Here is a 23,158-nt window from a genome sequence, read left to right as displayed (position 1 = left end):
CGGCATTTCCGGCGCGTCCGCCCATCCGACCGCCGACGCTTTGCACCGTGACAAACACCCACACGGGCTTCGAGCCCCTGCGCGACGAGGCGGTAGCGCTCCGCCGCGCGGGCCTCAGCCGCCGCCAGATCCGCGACCGCCTCCACATCCACAACAACGACCTCCTCAACCGCCTCCTGGACGGCGTACCGGTCCCGGAATGGACCAAGCGCCCGAACGCCAAGGACGACCTCCGCGCCCGAGCCCGCGAACTCCGCTCGCAGGGCATGACGTACGACCAGATCCAACTGGAGCTGGGCTGCTCCAAGAGCTCGATCTCCCTGTGGGTGCGGGATCTCCCGAAGCCGGAGCGGCGACGCACCCCGGAAGAGGCTTCCGCGATCGCCAGGCGAGGCTGGGAAGCGACACTGCGGCGCCGCGAGGAGGAGCGCCGAGCGACGAAGCAGCGGGCAGCGGAGGAAATCGGCGGACTGAGCGACCGCGAGCTACTGATCGCGGGCGCCGCCCTGTACTGGGCGGAAGGCGGCAAGAGCAAGCCGCACGCGCCGCGGGAGCGGGTCACCTTCATCAACAGCGACCCGAACATGATCCGGGTCTACCTCGCCTGGCTCGGCCTGCTCGGCGTGGAGCGGGACCGGCTGGAGTTCCGCGTGTCGATCCATGAGTCCGCCGACGTGCCGGGCGCCGAGCGCTTCTGGGCCGAGCTGGTCGGGATCGATGCAGCAGAGCTGCACAAAACGACGCTCAAGAAGCACAACCCGAGCACCGTCCGCAAGAACGTGGGAGACGATTACCACGGCTGCCTGACGGTCCGTGTCGCCCGAGGAGCTGATCTGTACCGTCGCATCGAAGGCTGGTGGTACGGCATAGTAGGGGGCGTCCGTGATCCCCGAGAGCGGAAACGGACATAAGGGTAATCCCGGGTCGTCTAAGGGCAAGACGTCAGATTTTGGTTCTGATCATGGGGGTTCGAGTCCTCCCCCGGGAGCCTAAAAGTTCGGGTCCTGACCGCCAGGTCGGGACCCGTCCGCGTTTCGGCTGCAATACGCACCGGTATCCTTCGGGTGTCCACCACCCGAAGTAGCCAAGAAGCCGAAGGGCATCCCCGTGAGCGCCAACCGCCCGGCCGCCGTCGTCGTTCTCGCAGCGGGTGAGGGCACCCGCATGAAGTCGGCGACCCCGAAGGTCCTGCACGCGATCTGCGGCCGCTCTCTCGTCGGCCACGTCGTCTCCGCCTCCCGCGAGCTCGACCCCGAGCACCTCGTCGTGGTCGTGGGCCACGCCCGTGAACAGGTCACCGCGCATCTCGCCGAGATCGACGCGGGCGTCCGCACGGCGGTGCAGCACGAGCAGAACGGCACCGGGCACGCCGTCCGGATGGGGCTGGAGGAGCTGACCTCCGGCGGTTCCGGCGAGGCCGGCGCGCCGGGCGTGGAGCTGGACGGCACGGTGGTCGTCGTGTGCGGCGACACCCCGCTGCTGACCGGCGCGACCCTCAAGGCGCTGTCCGAGACGCACGCCGCCGACGGCAACGCCGTCACCGTGCTGTCCGCCGAGGTGCCGGACGCGACCGGGTACGGGCGGATCGTGCGGGACGAGGCCACGGGCGCGGTCACCGCGATCGTGGAGCACAAGGACGCCACGGACGCGCAGCGCGCGATCCGGGAGATCAACTCCGGTGTCTTCGCGTTCGACGCGCGGCTGCTGATCGATGCGCTGGGCAAGGTGCGGACGGACAACAGCCAGGGCGAGGAGTACCTCACCGACGTGCTGGGGATCGTGCGGGAGGCCGGGCACCGGGTGGGTGCGGCGGTCGCGGACGATCATCGGGAGATCCTGGGCATCAACAACCGCGTGCAGCTGGCGGAGGCGCGCCGGCTGCTGAACGAGCGGTTGCTGGAGGCGGCGATGCTCGGCGGTGTGACGGTCGTGGATCCGGCGACGACGTGGCTGGACGCGGCGGTGACGTTCGAGCCGGACGCGGTGGTGCATCCGGGTACGCAGTTGCTGGGTGCGACGCATGTCGGCGCGTTCGCCGAGGTGGGTCCGCAGTCGCGGCTGTCGGACACGACGGTCGGCGAGGGTGCGGTGGTGTCGTTCACGGTGGCGGACGGGGTGAAGGTCGGCCCGGGGGCGAGTGTGGGGCCGTACGCGTATCTGCGGCCGGGTACGGAGCTGGGGCCGAAGGCGAAGGCCGGCACGTACGTGGAGATGAAGAACTCGAAGATCGGCGAGGGCACGAAGGTGCCGCATCTGTCCTATGTGGGCGACGCGACCATTGGCGAGTACACCAACATCGGTGCGGCGAGCGTCTTCGTGAACTACGACGGTGAGGCGAAGCACCACACGACTGTGGGGTCTCACTGCAAGACGGGGTCGGACAACATGTTTGTGGCTCCTGTCACGATCGGGGACGGTGCGTACACCGCGGCGGGCTCCGTGATCACCAAGGATGTGCCCCCGGGTTCGCTGGCTGTCGCGCGTGGACAGCAGCGGAATATCGAGGGCTGGGTCGCTCGCAAGCGACCGGGAAGCGCCGCCGCGCAGGCCGCTTCGGCTGCTCGCCAGGAGAGCAAGGACGAGCAGTGACCGGGCAACGGGTGCGCCGTGCGGGGCGTACCGTGATAAGCGCACGCAACGTGGACGGCGCACCCCCAGCGCCCTCATGTTTGACAGCTTGGCAAGGAGATTTGCTGTGACCGGGATCAAGACGACCGGCGAGAAGAAGCTGATGCTCTTCTCCGGCCGCGCCCACCCCGAGCTGGCGGAGGAGGTTGCTCACCAGCTGGGTGTCGGCCTGGTCCCGACGAAGGCGTTCGACTTCGCGAACGGTGAGATCTACGTCCGCTATCAGGAGTCGGCGCGTGGCGCGGACTGCTTTTTGATTCAGAGCCACACGGCTCCGATCAATAAGTGGATCATGGAACAGCTGATCATGATCGATGCTCTGAAGCGCGCTTCGGCGCGGAGCATCACGGTGGTCATCCCGTCGTACGGTTACGCCCGTCAGGACAAGAAGCACCGCGGCCGCGAGCCCATCTCGGCCCGCCTGGTGGCGGATCTGCTGAAGACGGCGGGTGCGGACCGCATCGTCACGGTGGACCTGCACACCGACCAGATCCAGGGCTTCTTCGACGGTCCGGTGGACCACCTGTTCGCGCTGCCGGTGCTGGCGGACTACGTGGGTGCGAAGGTCGACCGGAACAAGCTGACGGTGGTCTCCCCCGACGCCGGCCGCGTGCGGGTGGCCGACCGCTGGTGCGACCGGCTGGACGCCCCGCTGGCGATCGTGCACAAGCGGCGCGACAAGGACGTGGCGAACCAGGTCACCGTCCATGAGGTCGTGGGTGACGTGAAGGACCGCGTGTGTGTCCTGGTCGACGACATGGTGGACACCGGCGGCACGATCTGCGCGGCCGCCGACGCGCTGTTCGCGAACGGTGCGGCCGACGTCATCGTCACGGCGACGCACGGCATCCTGTCCGGCCCGGCCGCCGACCGTCTGAAGAACTCCAAGGTGAGCGAGTTCGTGTTCACCAACACCCTGCCGACGCCGGGTGAGCTGGAGCTCGACAAGATCACGGTGCTGTCGATGGCGCCGACGATCGCGCGGGCGATCCAGGAGGTCTTCGAGGACGGCTCGGTGACCAGCCTCTTCGAGGAGCAGTGAGCTGATTTCCGGCTTAACAGGGGCTTCCACGCGGAGCTTCCGTAGATCGATTTTCTGGGCGGCCTCCCCGCCGGGTAGACTCATCGAGTTGCTCGGCGAGGGAGGCCGTACTCATACGTACGGGGCTCCGTTATCGACGCGCTCTTCGTAGCAGGTCTGTCGTGGGCCGGGTGACGGTCTCTGATCCGCGAGAATTACTACGAGGAGTGCACCATGGCCGAGGTGAAGATTTCCGCCGAGCTGCGTACCGAGTTCGGCAAGGGCAGCGCCCGTCGTCTGCGTCGTGAGGACAAGGTTCCCGCCGTTGTTTACGGTCACGGTTCCGAGCCGCGCCACGTGGCCCTGCCGCACCACGACACGCTGATGGCGCTGAAGAACTCGAACGTCCTGATCAGCCTGGACATCGACGGCAAGCAGGAGCTGGTGATCCCCAAGGACGTGCAGCGCGCCACGCTCCGCATGGGCATCATCAACCACGTCGACCTGCTGCTGGTCCGCCGCGGCGAGAAGGTCAACGTCGAGCTGGCGATCCACACCGAGGGCGAGCTGGCCCCGGGCGGCAACCTGCTGGAGCACGTCCTGAACACCCTGCCGGTCCAGGCCGAGGCGACCCACATCCCCGAGTCGGTCACCGCCGACATCGCGGGTCTGGACGCCGGCCAGTCGGTCCTGGCGAAGGACATCAAGCTGCCCAAGGGTGTCTCCCTGGACGTCGAGGACGACGCCATCGTGCTGCAGGTCGTGGCCGCGCAGGCCGAGGCCCCCGCCGAGGACGAGGCCGAGGCCGAGGAGGGCGCCGAGGCCTGAGCCTCGGACCGCCTCTGACGGCCGTCCGTTCCGACGGAGGCCGTCACCGGTTCTTCCGCCGCCGTCCCGTTCGTTGCGAGCGGGGCGGCGGTTTTTCTTACGTACAGGAGTGCAGCTGTGAGTGAGGGCGCGGCGGGGCCGTGGCTGGTGGTGGGGCTGGGGAATCCGGGCCCCGAGTACGCCGGTAACCGGCACAACGTGGGGTTCATGGTGGCCGATCTGCTGGCGGAGCGGATGGGCGGCCGGTTCAAGGCGCACAAGGCGCGGGCGCAGGTGGTCGAGGGCCGGATCGGTCCGCCGGGGCCGGCGAGCCGTCGGGTGGTGGTGGCGAAGCCGTCGTCGTACATGAATCTGTCGGGTGGCCCGGTCACGGCGCTGCGGGACTTCTACAAGGTCCCGGTGGAGCGGATCGTGGCGGTCCATGACGAGCTGGACATCGGCTACGGGGCGCTGCGGCTGAAGCTGGGCGGTGGCGACAACGGGCACAACGGCCTGAAGTCGATGACGAAGTCGATGGGTGCGGAGTACCACCGTGTGCGGTTCGGTATCGGGCGGCCGCCGGGGCGGATGCAGGTCGCGGACTTTGTCCTGAAGGACTTCTCGTCGGCGGAGCGCAAGGAGCTGGACTACTTCGTGGACCGTGCGGCGGACGCGGTGGAAGCGCTGGTCACAGAGGGGTTGGAACGGGCGCAATCCGCCTACAACTCCTGAGCGGGACAGCGCGGGACGACGTCTGACGAACCGTTCTGATCGAGTTGACCGGGCGTACTCGCATGGCCAAGGATCACCGCCATGTCCAGGACAGGTACGACAGGGACCAAGAAGCGCAGCCGTACCCGGCGGGCGGGCGAGAGCGCCTTCGGGTTGCTGCTCGTGCTGAAGAACACGCTGATGGCGCTGCTGGCGCTGCTGCTGCTGGTGGCCGGCGCGTGGACGTCGTGGAACACGGCGCAGTACGCGATGCTCGTGCAGGCCAAGGAGCGCGGCACGATGACGGTCGCGGGATGCGACGACGACCGCTGCTGGGGTCCGTACGTGCCGACGGGCGGGGACGGGCAGCGCCGGGCGAAGGTCGTGCTCGCGGAGACGGCGGCGCCGGAGAAGGGTCAGCGGGTCGAGGTCACGGTGGAGCCGGACACGGACCGCGCGGTGCGTACGGGTCCGGGCGGGATCCTGTACGCGTGGGTGCCGCTGGGCGGTGCGCTGCTGCTGGCGTCGCTGGTGGTGGCGGGCGGCCTGCGCATGCGCAGGACGGCGTGGGCCGTCGGTTTTTCCGGGGCCGCGTTGCTGGTGGCGGCGTTCTTCGCGCTGTAGTCGCGGTGACGAAGGGGCCGGCGCCGGGCGCCGGCCCCTTGTTTGTCCTCAATCGCCGGACGGGCTCAATTCTCAGCCCGTGTTGCGCAGCCCCGCTGCCACACCGTTCACGGTGAGGAGCAGCGCACGTCCCAGCACCGGGTCGGCTTCCTCGCCGCGCGCGGCGGCCTCGCGCTGGCGGGCGAGGAGGGAGACCTGGAGGTAGGAGATCGGGTCCAGGTAGGCGTCGCGGATGCGGAACGTCTGCTGGAGGGCCGGGTTGGACTCCAGCAGCTCGGCCTCCCCGGTGACCCGGAGCACTTCCTGGACGGTGAGCTCGTGCTCGGCCTTGATCACGTCGAAGACGTGCTTGAGCTCGTCGGGCACGAGGGTGTCGACGTAGTGCTGGGCGATCCGCAGGTCGGTCTTGGCCAGCGTCATCTCGACGTTGGACAGGAAGTTGCGGAAGAAGTGCCAGTGCTCGTGCATCTCGCCGAGGACGGCGTCCAGGCCGGCCTCGCGGGCGGCCTTGAGGCCGGTGCCGACGCCGAACCAGCCGGGGACGATCTGCCGGGACTGGGTCCAGCCGAACACCCACGGGATGGCGCGGAGGCCGTCGAGGGAGACGCCCGAGCCGGGGCGGCGGGAGGGCCGCGAGCCCAGGTGCAGGTCGGCGAGCTGGTCGACGGGGGTCGAGGCGAGGAAGTACGTCGGCAGGTCCGGGTCCTCGACGAGCTTGCGGTACGCGGCGTGCGCGGCGTCGGAGACGGTCTCCATCGTGGCGTCCCAGCGGGCCAGCGCCTCGTCGGACTGGCGCGGCGCGGTGTGCAGGGCGGAGGCCTGCAGGGTGGCCGCGACGGTCAGTTCCAGGTTCTCGCGGGCCAGGGACGGCACGAGGTACTTGTCGGAGATGACCTCGCCCTGCTCGGTGACCTTGATCTCGCCTTCGAGGGTGCCGTAGGGCTGGGCGAGGATCGCGTCGTGGGAGGGGCCGCCGCCGCGGCCGACGGTGCCGCCGCGGCCGTGGAAGAGGCGCAGCCGTACGCCGTGCCGGTGGGCGACGTCGCGGAGCAGGCGCTGGGCGCGGTGGATCTCCCACTGGGAGGTGGTGATGCCGCCGAACTTGGAGGAGTCGGAGTAGCCGAGCATGACCTCCTGGACGTCGTCGCGCAGGGCGACGAGGCGCCGGTAGGAGGGGTCGGACAGCATCTCGTCGAGGAGCTTGTCCGCGATCTTCAGCTCGTCGGTGGTCTCCAGGAGCGGCACGATGCCGACCTTGGCCCAGCCGGCGTGCAGGTCGATCAGGCCGGCTTCGCGGGCGAGGACGGCGGCGGCGAAGACGTCGTCGGAGCCGGCACACATGGAGATGATGTACGACTCGATGACCTCGGGGCCGAAGGTCTCCTTGGCCTCGCGGACCGTTTCGAAGACGCCGAGCGTCTTGGCGCCGGCCGCGTCCAGCGGGGCGGGGCTGGGGGCCAGCGGGCGGCGCGAGCGAAGCTCCTTGGCCAGCAGCTTGCGGCGGTAGTCGCGCGGCATGTCCACGTAGCGCCAGGACTCCTCGCCGAGGCGGTCGAAGAGCTGGCCGAGGGCGTGGTGGTGGGCGTCGGCGTGCTCGCGGACGTCCATGGTGGCGAGCTGGAGGCCGAACGCGGCGATCGTCCGGATCGTGCGCTCCAGGCGGCCGTCGGCGACGAGGCCGCCGCGGTGCTCGCGCAGCGAGGTCTGCAGGAGGGCGAGGTCGTCGATCAGCTCGCGGGTACCGAGGTAGTCGCGGCCGGCGACGTGCGGGGTGTCGTTGGCCAGGCGCTCGCGGGTGTTGACGAGCTTCTGGCGGATGCAGGTCGCCTTGAGGCGGTAGGGCTCCTCGCTGTTCAGCCGCTTGTAGCGGGGGCTGATCTCGGGGAGGAGGTCCAGGTCCTGCTGGAGGGAGGCGAGCAGCTCGTCGGTGGCGCCGCAGTTGCGGATGGAGTTCGACAGCGCGCCGCGCAGTTCGTCGATGTGCTCCAGCGCGTCGGTGATGCCGTGCTCGTGCTGGAGGATGAGGACGTCCCAGGTCACCTGGGGGGTGACGTTGGGGTTGCCGTCGCGGTCGCCGCCGATCCAGGTGCCGAAGGTGAGGGGGCGGGTGCCGGCGGGGAGCTGGACGCCGGCCCGCTCCAGCTCGGCGGCGAGGTCCTCGAGGACGTCGCCGACGGCGCCGCGGCCGAGCTCGTCGAGGTAGTAGATGGCGTTGCGGGCCTCGTCGGTGGGCTCCGGGCGCGCCACGCGCAGCTCGTCGGTCTGCCAGATCAGGTCGATGTTCTCGGCCAGCCGGAGGTCGGCGCGGCGGCGGTCGCCGGCTTCGGTGGTCTCCAGCAGCTCGGCGACCTTGCGGAGCTTGGTGAGGACGGAGCGGCGGGCGGCCTCGGTGGGGTGCGCCGTGAAGACGGGGCGCACGGCGAGGTGCGCCGCGGTCTCGCGGAGGTGCTCGGGGTCGGCGTCCTTGAGCATGTCGGCGGTGCGGGCGAGGATGCCGCCCTCGGCGGCGCGCTTGGCGCGCAGCTCGCGTCCGCGGTGCACCTGCTCGGTGACGTTCGCGAGGTGGAAATACGTGGAGAAGGCCCGTACGAGCTTGGTGGCGGTGATCAGGTCGGTGTCACCGAGGAGCTCAGCGGCGGCCTCGCCGTCGGTCCGCGTCAATGCGCGTACCCGCTCCACCAGATCGAGGAGCTCGGGCCCCTCCTGGCGTACGAGGGTCTCGCCGAGCAGATCGCCGAGGCGGCGGATGTCGGCGCGCAGGGCGCCGTTGCCGGCTTCCGCCGTGTCGGGGGCCCCGGAGTGGGGGGCCTGCTGGGCGGCGTCGGTGGAGATGTCGGCACTGCTCACAGGTGCGGCTCCTTGCAGTGTTGAGCACGTCTGGGCTGGTGAGTGTCGTGTGGACACTCCCTGGTGGCGGGTTGCGGACCGCGCTGTCCGACGCCTCAAGAATAGATCTCCGCTTTTCGGGCGGTCACACCGTCCGCTCTGTGAGAGGGGCTGTCGGGCCGGTCACACCCTTGTACGGTGTGGCGGCACTGCCATACTTACGAGACCGTAGGTTACGGAACCGTAGCCCTGCCTCCGACCCCAGCGAGGGACACACATGACCGCTGGCCCCGAAGTCGTCGAGAAAACCGTCAAGTCCGCCGATACCCCACTGCCCTCCGCGACGCTGGGTAGCGACAGCAAACGTTCCGTCGAACAGATCACGCTGCTGCTGTTCATCACCGTGCCGTTCCTGGCCCTGGTGGCCGCGGTTCCGCTGGCCTGGGGCTGGGGCGTGAGCTGGCTCGATCTGGGGCTGCTGGTGGCGATGTACTTCATCGGCTGCCACGGCATCACGATCGGTTTCCATCGCTACTTCACCCACGGGTCGTTCAAGGCGAAGCGGCCGCTGCGCATCGCACTGGCGATCATGGGGTCGCTCGCGGTGGAGGGCCCGCTGGTGCGGTGGGTCGCGGACCACCGCAGGCACCACAAGTTCTCCGACGCCGAGGGTGACCCGCACTCGCCGTGGCGTTACGGCGAGACCGTGCCGGCCCTGCTGAAGGGCCTGTGGTGGGCGCACATGGCGTGGATGTTCGACGAGGAGCAGACGCCGCAGCACAAGTACGCGCCGGATCTGATCAAGGACCCGGCGATCCGCGCGATCTCCCGCCAGTTCGTCCTGTGGACGTCCGTCTCGCTGCTGATCCCGCCGCTGGTCGGCGGGCTGGTGACGATGTCGTGGTGGGGCGCGTTCACCGCGTTCTTCTGGGGCTCGCTGGTGCGGGTGGCGCTGCTGCACCACGTCACGTGGTCGATCAACTCCATCTGCCACGCGGTGGGCAAGCGGCCCTTCAAGTCGCGGGACCGCTCGGGCAACGTCTGGTGGCTGGCGATCCTGTCCTGCGGTGAGTCCTGGCACAACCTGCACCACGCCGACCCGACCTGTGCGCGGCACGGCGTACTGAAGGGGCAGCTGGACTCCAGCGCGCGGCTGATCAGCTGGTTCGAGCGGCTGGGCTGGGCGTACGACGTGCGCTGGCCGAACGCATCCCGGCTCGACTCCCGCCGCCAGGAGAAGACCGCGCCGGGGGGCGCAGCCCGGTCGTAGCCGGGGGAGGCATGATTGTCAGGTGGCGATCGATGGCAGCAGCGTGAGTGGCAGCAAGGACAAGGCGTCTTCCGGTGCGGGCGCGCGGCGCGCGCGGCGGGTCCGCATGACGGGCAAGGAGCGCCGTGAGCAGCTGCTGGACATCGGGCGCACGGTGTTCGCCGAGCGCGGCTTCGAGGGCACGTCGGTGGAGGAGATCGCGGCGAAGGCCGGGGTGTCCAAGCCGGTGGTCTACGAGCACTTCGGCGGCAAGGAAGGGCTGTACGCGGTCGTCGTGGACCGGGAGATGCGGCGGCTGCTGGACATGGTGACGGGTGCCCTGACCGCGGGGCACCCGCGCGAGCTGCTGGAGCAGGCGGCGTTCGCGCTGCTGGACTACATCGAGTCCTACACCGACGGCTTCCGCATCCTGGTGCGGGACTCCCCCGTGGCCCAGTCGACGGGCACGTTCGCCTCGCTGATCAGTGACATCGCGACGCAGGTCGAGGACATCCTGGGCCTGGAGTTCAAGGCGCGGGGGTTTGAACCGAAGCTGGCGCCGCTGTACGCGCAGGCGCTGGTCGGCATGGTCGCGCTGACCGGCCAGTGGTGGCTGGACGTCCGCAAGCCGAAGAAAGCGGAAGTGGCGGCGCACCTGGTGAACCTCGCCTGGCACGGCCTGGACGGGCTGGAGCCGAAGCCGCGGCTGATAGGCCACCGCAAGGCGTGAGCGGGGCCACATCCGCCCCAAAGTTCACCCGAAAGAGTGAGCGGCGCAGAGGGCTTCAGATGCGCCGCGTCAGCACAGGGGTTCGAGGAATTCCAGTCGGTTGCCGACCGGGTCGTGGGAGTGGAAACGACGGTGGCCCGGCAGAGCGTCGTCCCAGGTGACGTCCGCGCCGTGCGCGGCGAGCCGGGCGGCGAAGGCGTCGATGTCCGTGACGAGGATGCCGGGGTGGGCCTTGGCCGCGGGCCGGAAGCCGGCCTCGACGCCGAGGTGGAGACGGACCGTACCGGCCTCGAACCAGCAGCCTCCACGTGCGACGAGAGCAGTCGGCTTGGGCACCTGGACCATGCCCAAGACTCCCTCGTAGAACGCGGTCAGCGTGCGCTCGGAGCCGGGCGGCGCCGCGAGCTGGACGTGGTCGAGGCCGGTGATCATCCGCTATATCTCCTTGCGTGCCACGGCGAAGATCCGCCGGAAGGGGAAGACGGTGCCGTGCGGCCCCGCCGGATAAGCCTTGCGCAGCAGGTCGCGGTACTGGTCGAGGAACTCCTCGCGGGCCTCGGGGTCGTCCTCCAGCTCCGTGAGGACGGGACGCAGGGCGGTCCCCTTCACCCAGTCCAGCACCGGGTCCTCGCCCCGCAGGACTTGCACGTACGTGGTCTCCCAGGTGTCCGCCGCGCAGCCCAGGTCGATCAGCCGCTTCAGGTACTCCTCCGGCTCCAGTACGTGCACGAAGCGCCGCCCCTGGTCTCCCAGTCGGGCCCGCCACCGAGGGGTGTCGCACAGGTCGCCGAGGAGGGCGTGGCTGGGCGAGGTGAAGTTGCCGGGGACCTGGAAGGCGAGGGTGCCGCCGGGGGTGAGGGAGTCGATCCAGGGACCGAAGGACTCGGCGTGGCCGGGGACCCACTGCAGTGCCGCGTTGGAGACGATGAGGTCGAAGGGTTCGTCGGGGGTCCAGGTGGCGGCGTCGGCGGGGGCGAAGTCCAGCAGCCCGCCGCCCGGCGTGGGGCCCTCGTAGGACCGGGCCCTGGCCAGCATGTCGGCGGAGCTGTCGAAGCCGGTGATGTGCGCGTCGGGCCAGCGGTCGGCTATCAGGGCCGTGACGTTGCCGGGGCCGCAGCCCAGGTCGGCGATGCGCGGGCGGCGTGCGGCGGGCAGGTCGGGGATGCGGGCGAGCAGGTCCAGGAACGGGCGGGTGCGGTGGGTCGCGTGGCGGAGATACTGCTGTGGGTCCCAGGTCGGCGCAACGTGCGTGTCGTGCATGGTCGAACCCCTCTGCTGATCGGGCCAGTGCCGGTGGAGCAGGAACTGCTGCCGACGCTGCCCAATCGTCCAGGAAAATATATCTTGACGTCAAGAGACTTCACGTCGACACAACCACTACACTGATCGACATGGAGGACGAGGTCGACCGACTGGTCGCTGCATGGCGCCGCGAGCGCCCCGACCTCGATGTGGAACCACTCGAGGTGCTCAGCCGCGTCAGCCGGCTCGCCCGGCATCTCGACCGCGCGCGGCGGCTGGCCTTCTCCGAGGTGGGCCTCGAACCCTGGGAGTTCGACGTCCTCACCGCGCTGCGCCGGGCCGGCTCGCCGTACCAGCTCTCCCCCGGCCAACTGCTCACGCAGACCCTGGTCACCTCCGGCACCATGACCAATCGTATCGACCGGCTCGCCAAGAAGGGCCTCGTCGAACGGCTGCCGGACCCCAGCGACCGGCGCGGCGTCCTCGTCCGGCTCACCGCGGAAGGACGCGACCGCGCCGATCAGTCGCTGGCCGGGCTGCTCACCCAGGAGCGGGCGATCCTGGCCGAGCTGTCCCGCGCGGAGCGCGGTGAACTGGCGGGCCTGCTGCGGCAGTTGACGGCCCCGTTCGACAACATCCCGGGCTAGCGCCCCGTCAGGGGCGCGGGGAACTGCGCGACCAGCCACAACGGCGCCGCGCCCGGCGACCGGGCCGCATGGAGTACGCCCCCTTGCCCGGAGGGCCCCCGTGGACTTGGATCGCGGCCATGAGCCACCAGCGTGATGCGCCGGCCACGGCGCATCGGTTCCACGGCCGTACGTACCTCGTCACCGGCGCCGCCTCCGGGATCGGCGCCGCCACCGCCGACCGGCTGGCCGCCGAGGGCGCCGGCGTCCTCCTCCTCGACATCGACGACGAGCGCGGCGAGCGCACCGCGCGCCGCATCCGCGCCGCCGGCGGCACCGCCTCCTACGAGCGCTGCGACGTCACCGACGAGGCCGCCTGGCAGCGCGCCGTGGCCGCGGCCAGGGGCCGCTACGGGCCGGTCGACGGCCTGGTCTCCAACGCCTTCACCCACTACGCCGCGCCCGCCGACCGCACCCCGCGCGCCGACTGGGACCACCAGCTCGCCGTCAACCTCACCGGCGCCTTCCTCGGCGTCCGGGCCGCCCTGGACGACCTGCGGGAACGGCAGGGCGCCGTGGTGCTCACCTCCTCCGTGCACGCCCTGGTCGGGCTGCCGGGCCGGCCCGCGTACGCCGCCTCCAAGGCGGGCCTGACCGGCCTCGCCCGCCAGCTGGCCGTCGAGTACGGCCCCGACGTACGGGTGAACTCCGTGCTGCCCGGCCCCGTCCTCACCCCGGCCTGGGAAGGCATCGCCGAGGAGGACCGGCGGGCCACCGCGGCCGAGACCGCGGCCGCGCGGCTGGGCCGGCCCGAGGAGATCGCCGCCACGATCGCCTTCCTGCTCTCCCCGGACGCCTCCTTCGTCACCGGCGCGAGCCTCGTCGTCGACGGCGGCTGGAGCGTCCTGAAGAACTCCTCCTGACCAGCCACGGCCGGCCACGACGAGCACGCGGCCGGCAGCACCGCAGCGACCACGCGACCCGACAAGCCCCCAGGGGGGACCGCGCGATGGGAATCCGGTACGGCGGGGACTACAACCCCGAGCAGTGGCCCGAGGACGTACGGGCCGAGGACCTCGTCCTCATGAAACAGGCGCACGTCACGATGGTGACCGCCGGGATCTTCTCCTGGGCCCGGGTCGAACCCCGGCCGGGCACCTACGACTTCGGCTGGTTCGACCGCGTCATGGACGGCCTGGACCAGGCCGGCGTCGCGGTCTGCCTGGCCACCATGACCGCCTCACCGCCGCCCTGGCTCGCCCACCGGTACCCCGAGATCCTCCCCGAGGACGCCGACGGCACCCGGCGCTGGCCGGGCGCCCGCCAGCACTACTGCCCCTCCAGCCCGGTCTACCGCGAACACGCCGTCCGCCTCGCCGAACGTCTCGCCCACCGCTACGCCGGGCACCCCGCGCTCGCCCTGTGGCACATCGGCAACGAGTACGGCTGCCACACCCGGCAGTGCTACTGCGACGTCTCGGCCCGCGACTTCCGCCGCTGGCTGCGCGAGCGGTACGGGACCGTCGAGGCGCTCAACGACGCCTGGTCCACCGCCTTCTGGTCACAGGGCTACGGCGACTTCGAGGAAGTGCTGCCGCCGCGCGCCGCGCCCACCTCCGCCAACCCGGCGCAGCAGCTGGACTACCTCCGCTTCAGCGACGACGCGCTGCGCGCCTGCTACCTGGCCGAGAAGGAGGTGCTGAACCGCGTCACACCGGACGTGCCCGTCACCACCAACCTCATGCCGGACCACAAGCCCGTAGACGCCTTCGCCTGGGCCCGCGACATGGACGTCATGGCGCTGGACTTCTACCAGGACCCGCACGTCCCCGACGACCACGTCCGCGCCGGCTACAACTTCGACCTGATGCGCTCGGCCCGCGGAGGACAGCCCTGGCTGCTCCTCGAACAGGCCCCCAGCGCCGTCAACTGGCGCCCCCGCAACGGCCCCAAGCCGCCCGGCGCGATGCGGCTGTGGAGCTGGCAGGCCGTCGCCCAGGGCGCCGACGCGGTGCTGTTCTTCCAGTGGCGGCAGTCGCTCGGCGGCGCCGAGAAGTACCACTCCGCGATGGTCCCGCACGGCGGCACCGACACCCGCGTCTTCCGCGAGGTCACCGAGCTGGGGCGGGAGCTGGCCGCCGTACCGGGCATCGAGGGCACCCGCTCCGAGGCGCAGGTGGCGCTGCTCGCCGACTGGGACAGCCGGCGCGCCCTGGAGCTGGACTCCCGCCCCTCCACGGCGCTGGAGGCCCCGGAGCGGGCGCTGGCCCACTACCGCCCGCTGTTCGAGGCGGGCGTCGCCTGCGACATCGTCCCGCCCGACCGGGACCTGACCGGCTACCGCCTGGTCGTCGTCCCCAACCTCTACCTGCTGCGCACCGAGGACGCCGAGCGGCTGGCCGCGTACGTGCACGGCGGCGGGCACGTACTGGTGTCGTTCTTCTCCGGCATCGTCGACGCGCACGACCGGGTGCACCCCGGCGGGTATCCGGCGCCGCTCCGCGAGCTGCTGGGGCTGTGGGTGGAAGAGTTCCGGCCGCTGGACGAGGGCGCCAGGCTGCTGCTGCGCGGGCGGTACTCGGGCCGCGCCGACCTCTGGGCCGAGGACATCGTCCTCGAAGGCGCCGGCTCCGTCGTCGACTTCGTCGGCGAGGACCCGGCGCTGCGGCCCGCGATCACCCGCCACTCCTACGGCCGGGGCACCGCCTGGTACGTGGCGACCCGCCCCGACCCGGGCCTGATGCGCTCCCTGGTGGACGACGTACGGGAGGCGGCGGGTGTCACGCCCGTCCTGCCGGGGCTGCCGTCCGGTGTGCAGGCGGCCGTGCGCTCCGGGGCCCGCGCGCGGTACCTCTTCCTGCTCAACCACGGGCAGGAGCCGGCCGACGTACCGCTGCCGGGGCCGATGACCGACGCGCTGGCGCAGGCCGCGCCGCGGGCGGCGACCGTGCATCACCTCACCCTGCCGGCCCGCGGCGTGGCCGTCCTGACGGAGCCCGGCCCGCAGGCCGGCTCCTGAGCGGCGCCCGCGCCCGGGGGCAAGGCCCGGGCGCGGGGCGGTCAGGGTCTGCCGGCGGCCGGGCCACCGCACCGGCCGCCGGCGGCCGTACCGGCCGGGGTGCGGCGGCCGGCGGCCCTCGCGCCCGTCACGGGACCGACACCGACGCCGTCGGCACCGGCTGCGCCGCCGGGGACGACGGGGGCGGCTCCAGCTCGACCGGCCCCACCCCGGCCCGGCGCGCCAGCGCCACCGCCGCGAGCGTGGAGTGCACGCCGAGCTTGCCCAGCACGTTCTGCATGTGGGTGCGGACCGTGTGCGGGGAGAGGAACAGCCGTTCCGCGACCGCCTTGCGGCCGAGCCCCGCGACCATGCAGCGCAGCACCTCGCGCTCGCGCGGGGTAAGCGACTCCACCAGCCGCTCGCTCTCGGTGCGGTGCTTGCGCGCCGCCGTCAGCTCCCGCAGCACGCCCGTCAGGAGCGCGGGCGGGAGGTGCGTCTCGTCCCGCAGCACGCCGCGGATCACGGCCAGCAGGCGGGAGAGCGAGCAGTCCTTGGCGACCCAGCCGCCGGCCCCCGCCTGGAGCGCGGCAGCGGCCCTGCGCGGGTCGTCCTTCTCCGCGAGCACCACGGCACGGACCATCGGATGGGTGGTGCGGACCGAGGTGACCAGCGAGATGCCGTCCACGGGCGCGCCGTCGGACGCGCCGTCCCGCGGCACCTGGGGCCGCATGGGGACCGCCGCGAGCGGCGCGACGGCCGCGCCGAGGTCGGCGTCGACGAGCATGACGTCGAAGCGCCGGCCCTCGGAGGCCGCTCGCTCCAGACTGCGCAGGGCCGCCGGTCCGCTCCCGGCCGCCGCCACGTCCACGTCCTGTTCGGCCGCGAGGGCGGCCGCCAGGGACTCGGCAAAGATGCGGTGGTCGTCGACCACCAAGACCCGGATGCGTTGCACTGAGGACCCCCTGTCTCGGGGAACGGGCAGGAATGGGTACGCGCGCCCGCGGCGGGGACGCCGCAGCGGCACGGCCGCCGCCGTGCTGCACCGCTTGTCCCACCCCGGGCGCCGTACCCTCCTCCCCGCGCCGCGTTCGGCGGGGAGGGTCCAGCTCGCCCCCTGATCGGCACCGGCCCCCACCGGTGCTCTGTTCAGCGTACGTACGGGGTCCGGCAACGGAAGCCGATTGGCAAAACTGCCCGACCCATGTGTTCAGGGTGGGGCAGTCGGCTCACCACGGGGCGCCAGTACCCGGTGATCGGCTCATTCCGACCGGTTACCGCCGGATGCCGGCGGGGCTCTCGGCCAGTCACGGATACCGGCTGACAGGGGATCACGGGTGTGCGGTGACGGGCGCCCGTGCCCCCGCCGCCGCGTCCGTCACGCCAGCCGCCGGGCCCCCGCGCTCGGCACGGCGGGGAAGATCCGCGGCGCGGCGTACCCGGCCGCCGCGAACGCCTCGGTGACGGCCTTGCCGACGTCGTCCGCCGTCACCTCTTCCACCAGCACGATCGCCGACCCGCCGAAGCCGCCGCCGGTCATCCGCGCGCCCAGCGCCCCGGCCCGGTTCGCGGCGTCGACCACGAGGTCCAGCTCGGCGCAGGAGACGGCGAAGTCGTCGCGGAGCGAGGCGTGCCCGGCGGTCAGCAGCGGGCCGATGCCGCGCGGGTCACCCGCGTCGAGGCGCGCCATGACGTCCTCCACCCGCCGGTTCTCGGTCACGATGTGCCGTACCAGGGGTCGCACGGCCGTCTCGTCCGCCAGTGACTCCAGCGTCTGCGCGAGATCGCCGTACGCCACATCACGCAGGGCGCGTACGCCGAGTGTGCGCGCGGCCCGCTCACAGCCGGCGCGGCGTTCGGCGTAGGCCCCGTCCCCCAGTTCGTGCTGGACGCGGGTGTCGACGACCAGCAGACGGAGTCCGGCCGCCGCGAGGTCGAAGGGGACCTGGCGGCGGGTGAGGTCGCGGGTGTCCAGCAGGAGGGCGTGGCCCTCGGTGCAGCACGCCGAGGCGGTCTGGTCCATGATCCCGCAGGGCACGCCGACGAAGGCGTTCTCGGCCCGCTGCGCGAGCCGGGCCAGCTCCTGCCCGTCCAGGTCCAGGCCGTACAGGTCGTTCAGCGCCAGGGCGGTGGCGACCTCCAGGGCCGCCGAGGAGGAGAGTCCGGCGCCGGTGGGCACGACGGAGTCGAAGTGCAGGTCGGCGCCGCCGCCGACGGGCAGCCCGGCCTCCCTCATCGCCCACAGCACGCCGGCCGGGTAGGCCGCCCAGCCGCCGTCGGACGCGGGTTTCAGCGCCTCCGTACGCAGCTCCACGATGCCGCCCCGGACGTTGCCGGAGTGCAGGCGCAGCACGCCGTCGGTGCGGGGCGCCGCGGCGGCGATCGTGGTGTGCGGCAGGGCCAGCGGCATCACGAAGCCGTCGTTGTAATCGGTGTGCTCACCGATGAGGTTGACCCGCCCGGGAGCGGCCCATGTCCCCGCGGGGGCGGTCCCGAACACCTCGCGGAAGGCGGCGGCCGTGCGGGCCGCGCCGTGCTGCGTGTCTGTCACCCGGACTCCTTCGTCCTATTGCTGCTGGATCTTCTGGGCGAACGCCCAGGCGTCGGCCACGATGCCCGACAGGTCCGCGCGGCGCGGCCGCCAGCCCAGCCGCTCGGTCGCCGTCCGCGCCGAGGCGACCAGGACCGCCGGGTCGCCGCCGCGGCGCGGGGCCACGACCTCGGGGACCGGGTGGCCGGTGACCTGGCGGACGGTCTCGATGACCTCGCGCACGGAGAAGCCGTTGCCGTTGCCGAGGTTGCAGATCAGGTGTTCCCCGGCGGTCGCCGCGTCCAGGGCCAGGAGGTGCGCGTCGGCGAGATCGGCGACGTGGATGTAGTCGCGGATGCAGGTGCCGTCCGGCGTCGGGTAGTCGTCGCCGAAGACGGAGATGTGCTCCCGGCGGCCCTGGGCGACCTGGAGGACGAGCGGGATGAGGTGCGACTCGGGGTCGTGCCGCTCGCCGCAGTCGCCGTACGCGCCGGCCACGTTGAAGTACCGCAGCGACACCGCGGCCAGGCCGTGCGCCGCGCACTCGCCGCTGATCATGTGGTCGACGGCGAGCTTCGAGGCGCCGTACGGGGAGGTGGGGGCCGTGGGGTCGGTCTCCGTGATGGGGGTGTTCACGGGCTCGCCGTAGGTCGCGGCGGTGGAGGAGAACACCAGGGTGCGCACGCCCGCGACGCGCATCGCGGCGAGCAGGTCCATGGTGCCGCCGACGTTGTTGCGCCAGTACTTCTCCGGGTCCACGACGGACTCGCCGACCTGCGAGAACGCGGCGAAGTGCAGCACGCCGTCGAAGGAGCGGTCCAGCCACTTGCCGGCGTCCTGGACCCGTCCCTCGATGAACTCGGCGCCCGCGGGGACGCCCTCGCGGTGGCCGGTGGACAGGTCGTCCAGGACGACGACCTCGTGGCCGGCCTCCAGCAGGTGGGCCGCCACGACGCTGCCGACGTATCCCGCTCCGCCGGTCACCAGGTACTTCTTGCTCACGCGCTCGCTACCTCTCGCAGTCGCTGCGCCGCGGCTTCCGGCGGCACATCGTTGATGAACACATTCATGCCGGATTCGGAACCCGCGAGAAACTTCAGCTTGCCGGGAGTGCGTCGGATGGTGAAGAGCTCCAGATGGAGAGCGAAGTCCGCACGGTGCGGGGCGCGCACCGGCGCCTGGTGCCACGCGGCGATGTACGGCGTCGGCGGCTCCCCCGCTCCGAAGATCCGGTCGAACCGTCGCAAGACTTCCAGGTACAGCTGTGGGAACTCTGTGCGCGCGTCCTCGTCGAGGGCGAGCAGGTCGGGGACGCGGCGGCGGGGGTAGAGGTGCACCTCGTACGGCCAGTGCGCCGCGTACGGCACGAAGGCGACCCAGTGCTCGCTCTTCAGGACGACACGGCTGCCGTCGGCGAGCTCGTCGGCGACGACGTCGTCGAAGAGGTTGCGGCCGCCGGTGCGCTCCCGGTGCGCTTCGGCCGAGGCGAGCATCCGCTCGGTACGGGGGGTCACGAAGGGATACGCGTAGATCTGCCCGTGCGGGTGGCCGAGGGTCACGCCGATCTCGGCGCCGCGGTTCTCGAAGCAGAAGACCTGCTCGACGTCCGGCAGCTGGGTGAGCTCGGCGGTCCGGTCCGTCCAGGCCTCCAGGACCAGCGCCGCCTGCTCCTCGGTGAGGTCGGCGAAGGAGGCGTGGTGGTCGGAGGTGAAGCAGACGACCTCGCAGCGGCCGGTGCCGCCGGCGAGCGAGGGGAAGCGGTTCTCGAAGACGGCGACGTCGTAGTCGGCGGCGGGGATCTCCGAGAGCCGGCCGTCCCGCGAGGGGCAGAGCGGGCACTCGTCGGCCGGCGGGTGGTAGGTGCGGCCCTGGCGGTGCGAGGCGACGGCCACCGAGTCGCCGAGGAGGCGGTCGTGGCGGATCTCGGAGGCGGTGGTGACCCGCGGCAGGGGGCGCTGGTCGACGGCGTCGCGCACGGCGTCGTCCCGGGAGTCGTAGTAGATGAGTTCCCGGCCGTCCGCGAGCCGCGTGGACGTCTTCTTCACTGATGCTCCTCGCCGAGCCGACGACCAAACACAAACAAACATAATGAACCATGAGCCAACAGATCCGTCAACGCGTCGACCGTACGCCGCTTGCCAGGCACGCAGCGTCACTTGATCGGGTGACTCGATCACGATCCAACAAACAAAACAAACAAAAGTGTTCAGTTTCCGAGGAGCCGAGCGTAGCTTTCTGAGCGTTCACGGCAAGGGCGCCCCGCACCAACGGCAGTTTCTGGGGGCGCTGCCCCCAGACCCCCGGAGCACCCATGATCACGTTGGCCGAAGGGCTACGCCTCCCGACGAACGGGCTCGACTACACCATCCTGGCGATCTATTTCGCCGTCGTCCTGGGTATCGGCTTCGCCGCCAAACGCAGCGTGAAGACCAGCCTGGACTTCTTCCTGTCCGGCCGGTCACTGCCCGCCTGGGTCACCGGCCTCGCGTTCGTCGCCGCCAACCTCGGCGCCACCGAGATCCTCGGCATGGCCGCCAACGGCGCGCAGTACGGCGCGTACACCGTGCACTGGTACTGGATCGGCGCCATCCCCGCCATGGTCTTCCTCGGCCTGGTGATGATGCCCTTCTACTACGGCTCCAAGGTCCGCTCCGTACCGGAGTTCCTGCTGCACCGCTTCGGGCCGTCCTCCCACCTGCTGTCCTCGATCATCTTCGCGGTCTCGTCCGTGCTGATCGCGGGCGTGAACCTCTACGCGATGGCGATCGTGCTGGAGGCGCTGCTGGGCTGGCCGGAGTGGGTGGCGATCGTCGTCGCCGGCTTCTTCGTCCTCGCGTACATCACCATCGGCGGCCTGTCCTCCGCGATCTACAACGAGGTCCTGCAGTTCTTCGTCATCCTCGCCGCGCTGATCCCGCTGACCATCGTCGGCCTCAAGCGCGTCGGCGGCTGGGACGGCCTGACCGGCAGCCTGACGGACAGCCACGGTGGTGACTTCCTCACCGCCTGGGGCGGCACCGGCATCGGCGAGTCCAACCCGCTCGGCGCCAACTGGCTGACCATCGTGCTCGGCCTCGGCTTCGTGATGAGCTTCGGCTACTGGACCACCAACTTCGCCGAGGTGCAGCGCGCGCTGTCCGCGAAGAACCTCTCGGCCGCCAAGCGCACCCCGCTGATCGCCGCCTTCCCCAAGATCTTCATCCCGCTGGTCGTGGTCGTGCCCGGCCTGATCGCGCTGGTCATGGAGCCCTCGCTGGGCAAGACCAAGGACGGCCTCCAGTACAACGACGCCATCCCGGTCCTCATGCGCGACCTGCTGCCGAACGGCGTGCTGGGCATCGCGGTGACCGGTCTGCTCGCCGCGTTCATGGCCGGTATGGCCGCCAACGTCTCCTCGTTCAACACGGTCTTCACCAACGACATCTGGGCGGCGTACCTGAAGAAGGGCCGCGAGGACGCGTACTACCTGAAGACCGGCCGGGTGGTCACCGCGGTCGGCGTGCTGATCGGCATGGGCACGGCGTTCATCGCCTCCAGCTTCAGCAACATCATGAACTACCTGCAGACGCTGTTCTCGTTCTTCAACGTCCCGCTGTTCGTGGTGTTCATCATCGGCATGTTCTGGAAGCGCACCAGCGCCGCCGCCGGTTTCTGGGGCCTGCTCTCCGGCACCGTGGCCGCCATGGTCAACTACTTCTGGTTCTACAAGCAGGGCATCATCGCGATCCCCTCCGACCAGGGCGCCAACTTCGTCTCCTCGATCGTGGCGTTCGTCGTCGGCGCGGTGGTGATGTTCGTGATCACCCTGGTGACCAAGCCCAAGTCCGCGGAGTCGCTGGCCGGCCTGGTCTACGGCACCCGCTCGCCCGGCATGGAGGAGCTGCCCGCCGAGGGTGACGACGCCTGGTACCGCAAGCCGGCCCTGCTGGGCTGGGGCGCGGTCGTCCTCGCCGCCCTCTGCTACATCCCCTTCTCCTTCTGAGGCCCACAGGAGCACACACCATGAGTGACTACCAGCACGAGGTCGAGGAGCTGGAGCGCAAGTCCGCGACGGCGGCCCGGCTCTTCGACGTACGCCGCATCATCGGCGGACTCTTCGTCCTCTACGGCGTGATCGTCACGATCGCCGGCCTCACCGCGTCCGACGCGGACCTGAAGAAGGCCCAGGACATCAACATCAACCTCTGGACCGGCCTCGGCATGCTGATCCTCGGCGTGGTCTTCCTGCTGTGGATGAAGCTGCGTCCCGCCGAGGCACCGGCCGTCGAGGAGACCGGCGCCACGGACGGCGCTGCGAGCGGTACGACGGACTGACCCGGCGCGCGATCACTGCGGCGGGGCCTGCTGCGGCCCCGCCGCGTTCGCGTTGCTGACCGCGGCCCGGTCCAGCAGCCCCGTACGGGCCGCCAGCGCCGCCGCCTCCAGCCGCGAGCCCACGCCCAGCTTCATCAGCACCCGCTGCACGTGCGTACGGGCGGTGCTCGGCGCGATGCCCATGCCGGCCGCGATGAGCCGGGTGTCCTCGCCCTCCGCGACCCTGACCAGCACCTCCACCTCGCGCGGGGTCAGCATCTGCAGCAGCCGGGCACCCTCGTCGTCGGGCTGGGCAGCCGGGTGCAGCAGCTCCTCGAAGGCCTGCTGGAGCAGGGCCGGGGCGATCGCCGCCTCGCCCGCCCTGGCCTTCATCATCGCCCGCTCCACGCCCTCGATCCGCTCGTCGTGGCGGACGTAACCGGAAGCGCCGGCGGCGAACGCCGCGGCGATGCCGCGCGGGTTCGGCACCGGGCCGAGCACCACGACGGCCACCTGGGGCCGCTCCTTCTTGATGCGTACCACCGGGTCGAACACCCCGGGCTCGGCGGGCGCTGCCGTCCCCATGAGGCACACTTCCGGCGCTCTGCTCACCACCAGATCCGCCGCCCCGGCACTCGGCGCGGCCGCCGCGAGCACCCTGTGCCCGCGCAACTTCAGTGCCGAGGCGAGCGCCTCGGCGAGCAGGCGGTGGTCGTCGACCACCATGAGCCGCACGCCCATTCAGCAACCCCCCCATTCCCCGGCGATCCCAGCCCCCCGGCCCTTCGCCGGGCCCCTTTGCATCCGGAAGCTACACGCTTGTTCGACATCGTGCGCCCCCTACCGGGCAGAAGCCCGTTGGAATGCTGAAAT

At 71.1% G+C, this 23,158-nt stretch carries 21 protein-coding genes and 1 tRNA gene; 14 read left to right on the top strand and 8 right to left on the bottom strand.

Going from position 1 to position 23,158, the window contains the following annotated elements:
* The first annotated feature begins 47 nt into the window (after nucleotides 1-47).
* The 7 genes from ACZ6WH_RS26910 to ACZ6WH_RS26880 all read left to right on the top strand — a co-directional run bounded on the left by ACZ6WH_RS26910 (nucleotide 48) and on the right by ACZ6WH_RS26880 (nucleotide 5,791).
* Complete coding sequence (locus ACZ6WH_RS26910) at nucleotides 48-911, top strand: hypothetical protein (RefSeq protein WP_469731271.1); 864 nt, start codon at nucleotides 48-50, stop codon at nucleotides 909-911.
* Between the two features lie 6 nt (nucleotides 912-917).
* Nucleotides 918-988 (top strand) — tRNA-Gln (locus ACZ6WH_RS26905).
* A gap of 119 nt (nucleotides 989-1,107) precedes the next feature.
* Nucleotides 1,108-2,589, top strand: a complete 1,482-nt coding sequence (gene glmU, locus ACZ6WH_RS26900) for a bifunctional UDP-N-acetylglucosamine diphosphorylase/glucosamine-1-phosphate N-acetyltransferase GlmU (RefSeq protein ID WP_432855476.1) — start codon at nucleotides 1,108-1,110, stop codon at nucleotides 2,587-2,589.
* A 106-nt stretch (nucleotides 2,590-2,695) separates the two neighbouring features.
* The gene (locus tag ACZ6WH_RS26895) at nucleotides 2,696-3,670 is read left to right on the top strand and encodes a ribose-phosphate diphosphokinase (protein ID WP_361567829.1); all 975 of its coding nucleotides are present in this window, start codon (nucleotides 2,696-2,698) and stop codon (nucleotides 3,668-3,670) included.
* 213 nt (nucleotides 3,671-3,883) lie between these two features.
* The gene (locus ACZ6WH_RS26890) at nucleotides 3,884-4,477 is read left to right on the top strand and encodes a 50S ribosomal protein L25/general stress protein Ctc (protein WP_432855479.1); all 594 of its coding nucleotides are present in this window, start codon (nucleotides 3,884-3,886) and stop codon (nucleotides 4,475-4,477) included.
* Between the two features lie 117 nt (nucleotides 4,478-4,594).
* On the top strand, nucleotides 4,595-5,188 hold the full coding sequence (pth, locus tag ACZ6WH_RS26885; RefSeq protein ID WP_469731268.1) for an aminoacyl-tRNA hydrolase: 594 nt from the start codon (nucleotides 4,595-4,597) through the stop codon (nucleotides 5,186-5,188).
* Between the two features lie 81 nt (nucleotides 5,189-5,269).
* On the top strand, nucleotides 5,270-5,791 hold the full coding sequence (locus ACZ6WH_RS26880; RefSeq protein WP_432855485.1) for a hypothetical protein: 522 nt from the start codon (nucleotides 5,270-5,272) through the stop codon (nucleotides 5,789-5,791).
* Nucleotides 5,792-5,863: 72 nt separating this feature from the next.
* Here ACZ6WH_RS26880 and ppc read toward each other — a convergent pair whose 3' ends face one another.
* Nucleotides 5,864-8,551 (bottom strand): phosphoenolpyruvate carboxylase, encoded by a 2,688-nt coding sequence (ppc, locus tag ACZ6WH_RS26875; protein ID WP_469731404.1) that lies wholly within the window; start codon nucleotides 8,549-8,551, stop codon nucleotides 5,864-5,866.
* A gap of 343 nt (nucleotides 8,552-8,894) precedes the next feature.
* Between ppc and ACZ6WH_RS26870 the strand changes: the two genes are divergently transcribed.
* Entirely contained in the window at nucleotides 8,895-9,887 is a 993-nt protein-coding gene (locus ACZ6WH_RS26870) for an acyl-CoA desaturase (RefSeq protein WP_469731265.1), read from the top strand.
* A 22-nt stretch (nucleotides 9,888-9,909) separates the two neighbouring features.
* Nucleotides 9,910-10,596 carry a TetR/AcrR family transcriptional regulator gene (locus ACZ6WH_RS26865; RefSeq protein WP_469731263.1) on the top strand — a complete coding sequence of 229 codons (687 nt, stop codon included), beginning with the start codon at nucleotides 9,910-9,912 and terminating at the stop codon, nucleotides 10,594-10,596.
* Nucleotides 10,597-10,665: 69 nt separating this feature from the next.
* Here the strand turns inward: ACZ6WH_RS26865 and ACZ6WH_RS26860 are convergent, their stop codons facing one another.
* Both ACZ6WH_RS26860 and ACZ6WH_RS26855 read right to left on the bottom strand, forming a co-directional pair.
* On the bottom strand, nucleotides 10,666-11,028 hold the full coding sequence (locus ACZ6WH_RS26860) for a VOC family protein (RefSeq protein WP_469731261.1): 363 nt from the start codon (nucleotides 11,026-11,028) through the stop codon (nucleotides 10,666-10,668).
* A 3-nt stretch (nucleotides 11,029-11,031) separates the two neighbouring features.
* The gene (locus tag ACZ6WH_RS26855) at nucleotides 11,032-11,856 is read right to left on the bottom strand and encodes a trans-aconitate 2-methyltransferase (RefSeq protein ID WP_469731259.1); all 825 of its coding nucleotides are present in this window, start codon (nucleotides 11,854-11,856) and stop codon (nucleotides 11,032-11,034) included.
* Between the two features lie 131 nt (nucleotides 11,857-11,987).
* Between ACZ6WH_RS26855 and tamR the strand changes: the two genes are divergently transcribed.
* The 3 genes from tamR (at nucleotide 11,988) to ACZ6WH_RS26840 (ending at nucleotide 15,483) form a co-directional block, all read left to right on the top strand.
* The gene (tamR, locus tag ACZ6WH_RS26850; protein ID WP_351597033.1) at nucleotides 11,988-12,485 is read left to right on the top strand and encodes a MarR family transcriptional regulator TamR; all 498 of its coding nucleotides are present in this window, start codon (nucleotides 11,988-11,990) and stop codon (nucleotides 12,483-12,485) included.
* A 119-nt stretch (nucleotides 12,486-12,604) separates the two neighbouring features.
* Complete coding sequence (locus ACZ6WH_RS26845) at nucleotides 12,605-13,387, top strand: SDR family NAD(P)-dependent oxidoreductase (RefSeq protein ID WP_469731257.1); 783 nt, start codon at nucleotides 12,605-12,607, stop codon at nucleotides 13,385-13,387.
* 86 nt (nucleotides 13,388-13,473) lie between these two features.
* The gene (locus ACZ6WH_RS26840; RefSeq protein ID WP_469731255.1) at nucleotides 13,474-15,483 is read left to right on the top strand and encodes a beta-galactosidase; all 2,010 of its coding nucleotides are present in this window, start codon (nucleotides 13,474-13,476) and stop codon (nucleotides 15,481-15,483) included.
* 127 nt (nucleotides 15,484-15,610) lie between these two features.
* On the opposite strand, the gene ACZ6WH_RS26835 is transcribed toward ACZ6WH_RS26840, so the two are convergent.
* The 4 genes from ACZ6WH_RS26835 to galT all read right to left on the bottom strand — a co-directional run bounded on the left by ACZ6WH_RS26835 (nucleotide 15,611) and on the right by galT (nucleotide 20,037).
* Nucleotides 15,611-16,417, bottom strand: coding sequence for a response regulator transcription factor (locus ACZ6WH_RS26835; protein WP_361558762.1), 807 nt, complete (start codon nucleotides 16,415-16,417; stop codon nucleotides 15,611-15,613).
* A 423-nt stretch (nucleotides 16,418-16,840) separates the two neighbouring features.
* Nucleotides 16,841-18,013 (bottom strand): galactokinase, encoded by a 1,173-nt coding sequence (gene galK / locus ACZ6WH_RS26830; protein ID WP_469731253.1) that lies wholly within the window; start codon nucleotides 18,011-18,013, stop codon nucleotides 16,841-16,843.
* A gap of 15 nt (nucleotides 18,014-18,028) precedes the next feature.
* The gene (galE, locus tag ACZ6WH_RS26825; RefSeq protein WP_469731251.1) at nucleotides 18,029-18,994 is read right to left on the bottom strand and encodes a UDP-glucose 4-epimerase GalE; all 966 of its coding nucleotides are present in this window, start codon (nucleotides 18,992-18,994) and stop codon (nucleotides 18,029-18,031) included.
* Nucleotides 18,991-20,037 carry a galactose-1-phosphate uridylyltransferase gene (gene galT / locus ACZ6WH_RS26820; protein ID WP_469731249.1) on the bottom strand — a complete coding sequence of 349 codons (1,047 nt, stop codon included), beginning with the start codon at nucleotides 20,035-20,037 and terminating at the stop codon, nucleotides 18,991-18,993. The genes galE and galT overlap by 4 nt, the downstream gene beginning before the upstream one ends.
* Nucleotides 20,038-20,303: 266 nt before the next feature.
* Between galT and ACZ6WH_RS26815 the strand changes: the two genes are divergently transcribed.
* Together ACZ6WH_RS26815 and ACZ6WH_RS26810 are read left to right on the top strand one after the other, a co-directional pair.
* Nucleotides 20,304-21,974, top strand: a complete 1,671-nt coding sequence (locus ACZ6WH_RS26815; protein ID WP_399709189.1) for a sodium:solute symporter family protein — start codon at nucleotides 20,304-20,306, stop codon at nucleotides 21,972-21,974.
* A gap of 20 nt (nucleotides 21,975-21,994) precedes the next feature.
* Nucleotides 21,995-22,306, top strand: coding sequence for a hypothetical protein (locus tag ACZ6WH_RS26810; RefSeq protein ID WP_361558747.1), 312 nt, complete (start codon nucleotides 21,995-21,997; stop codon nucleotides 22,304-22,306).
* Between the two features lie 12 nt (nucleotides 22,307-22,318).
* Here ACZ6WH_RS26810 and ACZ6WH_RS26805 read toward each other — a convergent pair whose 3' ends face one another.
* Nucleotides 22,319-23,026: a helix-turn-helix transcriptional regulator gene (locus tag ACZ6WH_RS26805; protein ID WP_346098096.1), complete on the bottom strand. Its 708-nt coding sequence runs from the start codon at nucleotides 23,024-23,026 to the stop codon at nucleotides 22,319-22,321.
* Nucleotides 23,027-23,158: the final 132 nt, after the last annotated feature.

The sequence above is a fragment of the Streptomyces sp. NPDC050806 genome (genome assembly GCF_055586425.1).
Note: the sequence above shows the minus strand (reverse complement) of the source record. Positions and strands in the feature narration are given on the sequence as shown.

Excerpts from the sequence above, each read along its gene's own strand:
- ACZ6WH_RS26840 (WP_469731255.1), top strand. The coding sequence starts at position 13,474 with ATGGGAATCCGGTACGGCGGGGACTACAACCCCGAGCAGTGGCCCGAG.
- ACZ6WH_RS26870 (WP_469731265.1), top strand. The coding sequence starts at position 8,895 with ATGACCGCTGGCCCCGAAGTCGTCGAGAAAACCGTCAAGTCCGCCGAT.
- tamR (WP_351597033.1), top strand. The coding sequence starts at position 11,988 with ATGGAGGACGAGGTCGACCGACTGGTCGCTGCATGGCGCCGCGAGCGC.
- ACZ6WH_RS26860 (WP_469731261.1), bottom strand. The coding sequence starts at position 11,028 with ATGATCACCGGCCTCGACCACGTCCAGCTCGCGGCGCCGCCCGGCTCC.
- ACZ6WH_RS26855 (WP_469731259.1), bottom strand. The coding sequence starts at position 11,856 with ATGCACGACACGCACGTTGCGCCGACCTGGGACCCACAGCAGTATCTC.
- ACZ6WH_RS26880 (WP_432855485.1), top strand. The coding sequence starts at position 5,270 with ATGTCCAGGACAGGTACGACAGGGACCAAGAAGCGCAGCCGTACCCGG.
- ACZ6WH_RS26810 (WP_361558747.1), top strand. The coding sequence starts at position 21,995 with ATGAGTGACTACCAGCACGAGGTCGAGGAGCTGGAGCGCAAGTCCGCG.
- ACZ6WH_RS26815 (WP_399709189.1), top strand. The coding sequence starts at position 20,304 with ATGATCACGTTGGCCGAAGGGCTACGCCTCCCGACGAACGGGCTCGAC.
- ACZ6WH_RS26890 (WP_432855479.1), top strand. The coding sequence starts at position 3,884 with ATGGCCGAGGTGAAGATTTCCGCCGAGCTGCGTACCGAGTTCGGCAAG.
- ACZ6WH_RS26845 (WP_469731257.1), top strand. The coding sequence starts at position 12,605 with ATGAGCCACCAGCGTGATGCGCCGGCCACGGCGCATCGGTTCCACGGC.
- ACZ6WH_RS26805 (WP_346098096.1), bottom strand. The coding sequence starts at position 23,026 with ATGGGCGTGCGGCTCATGGTGGTCGACGACCACCGCCTGCTCGCCGAG.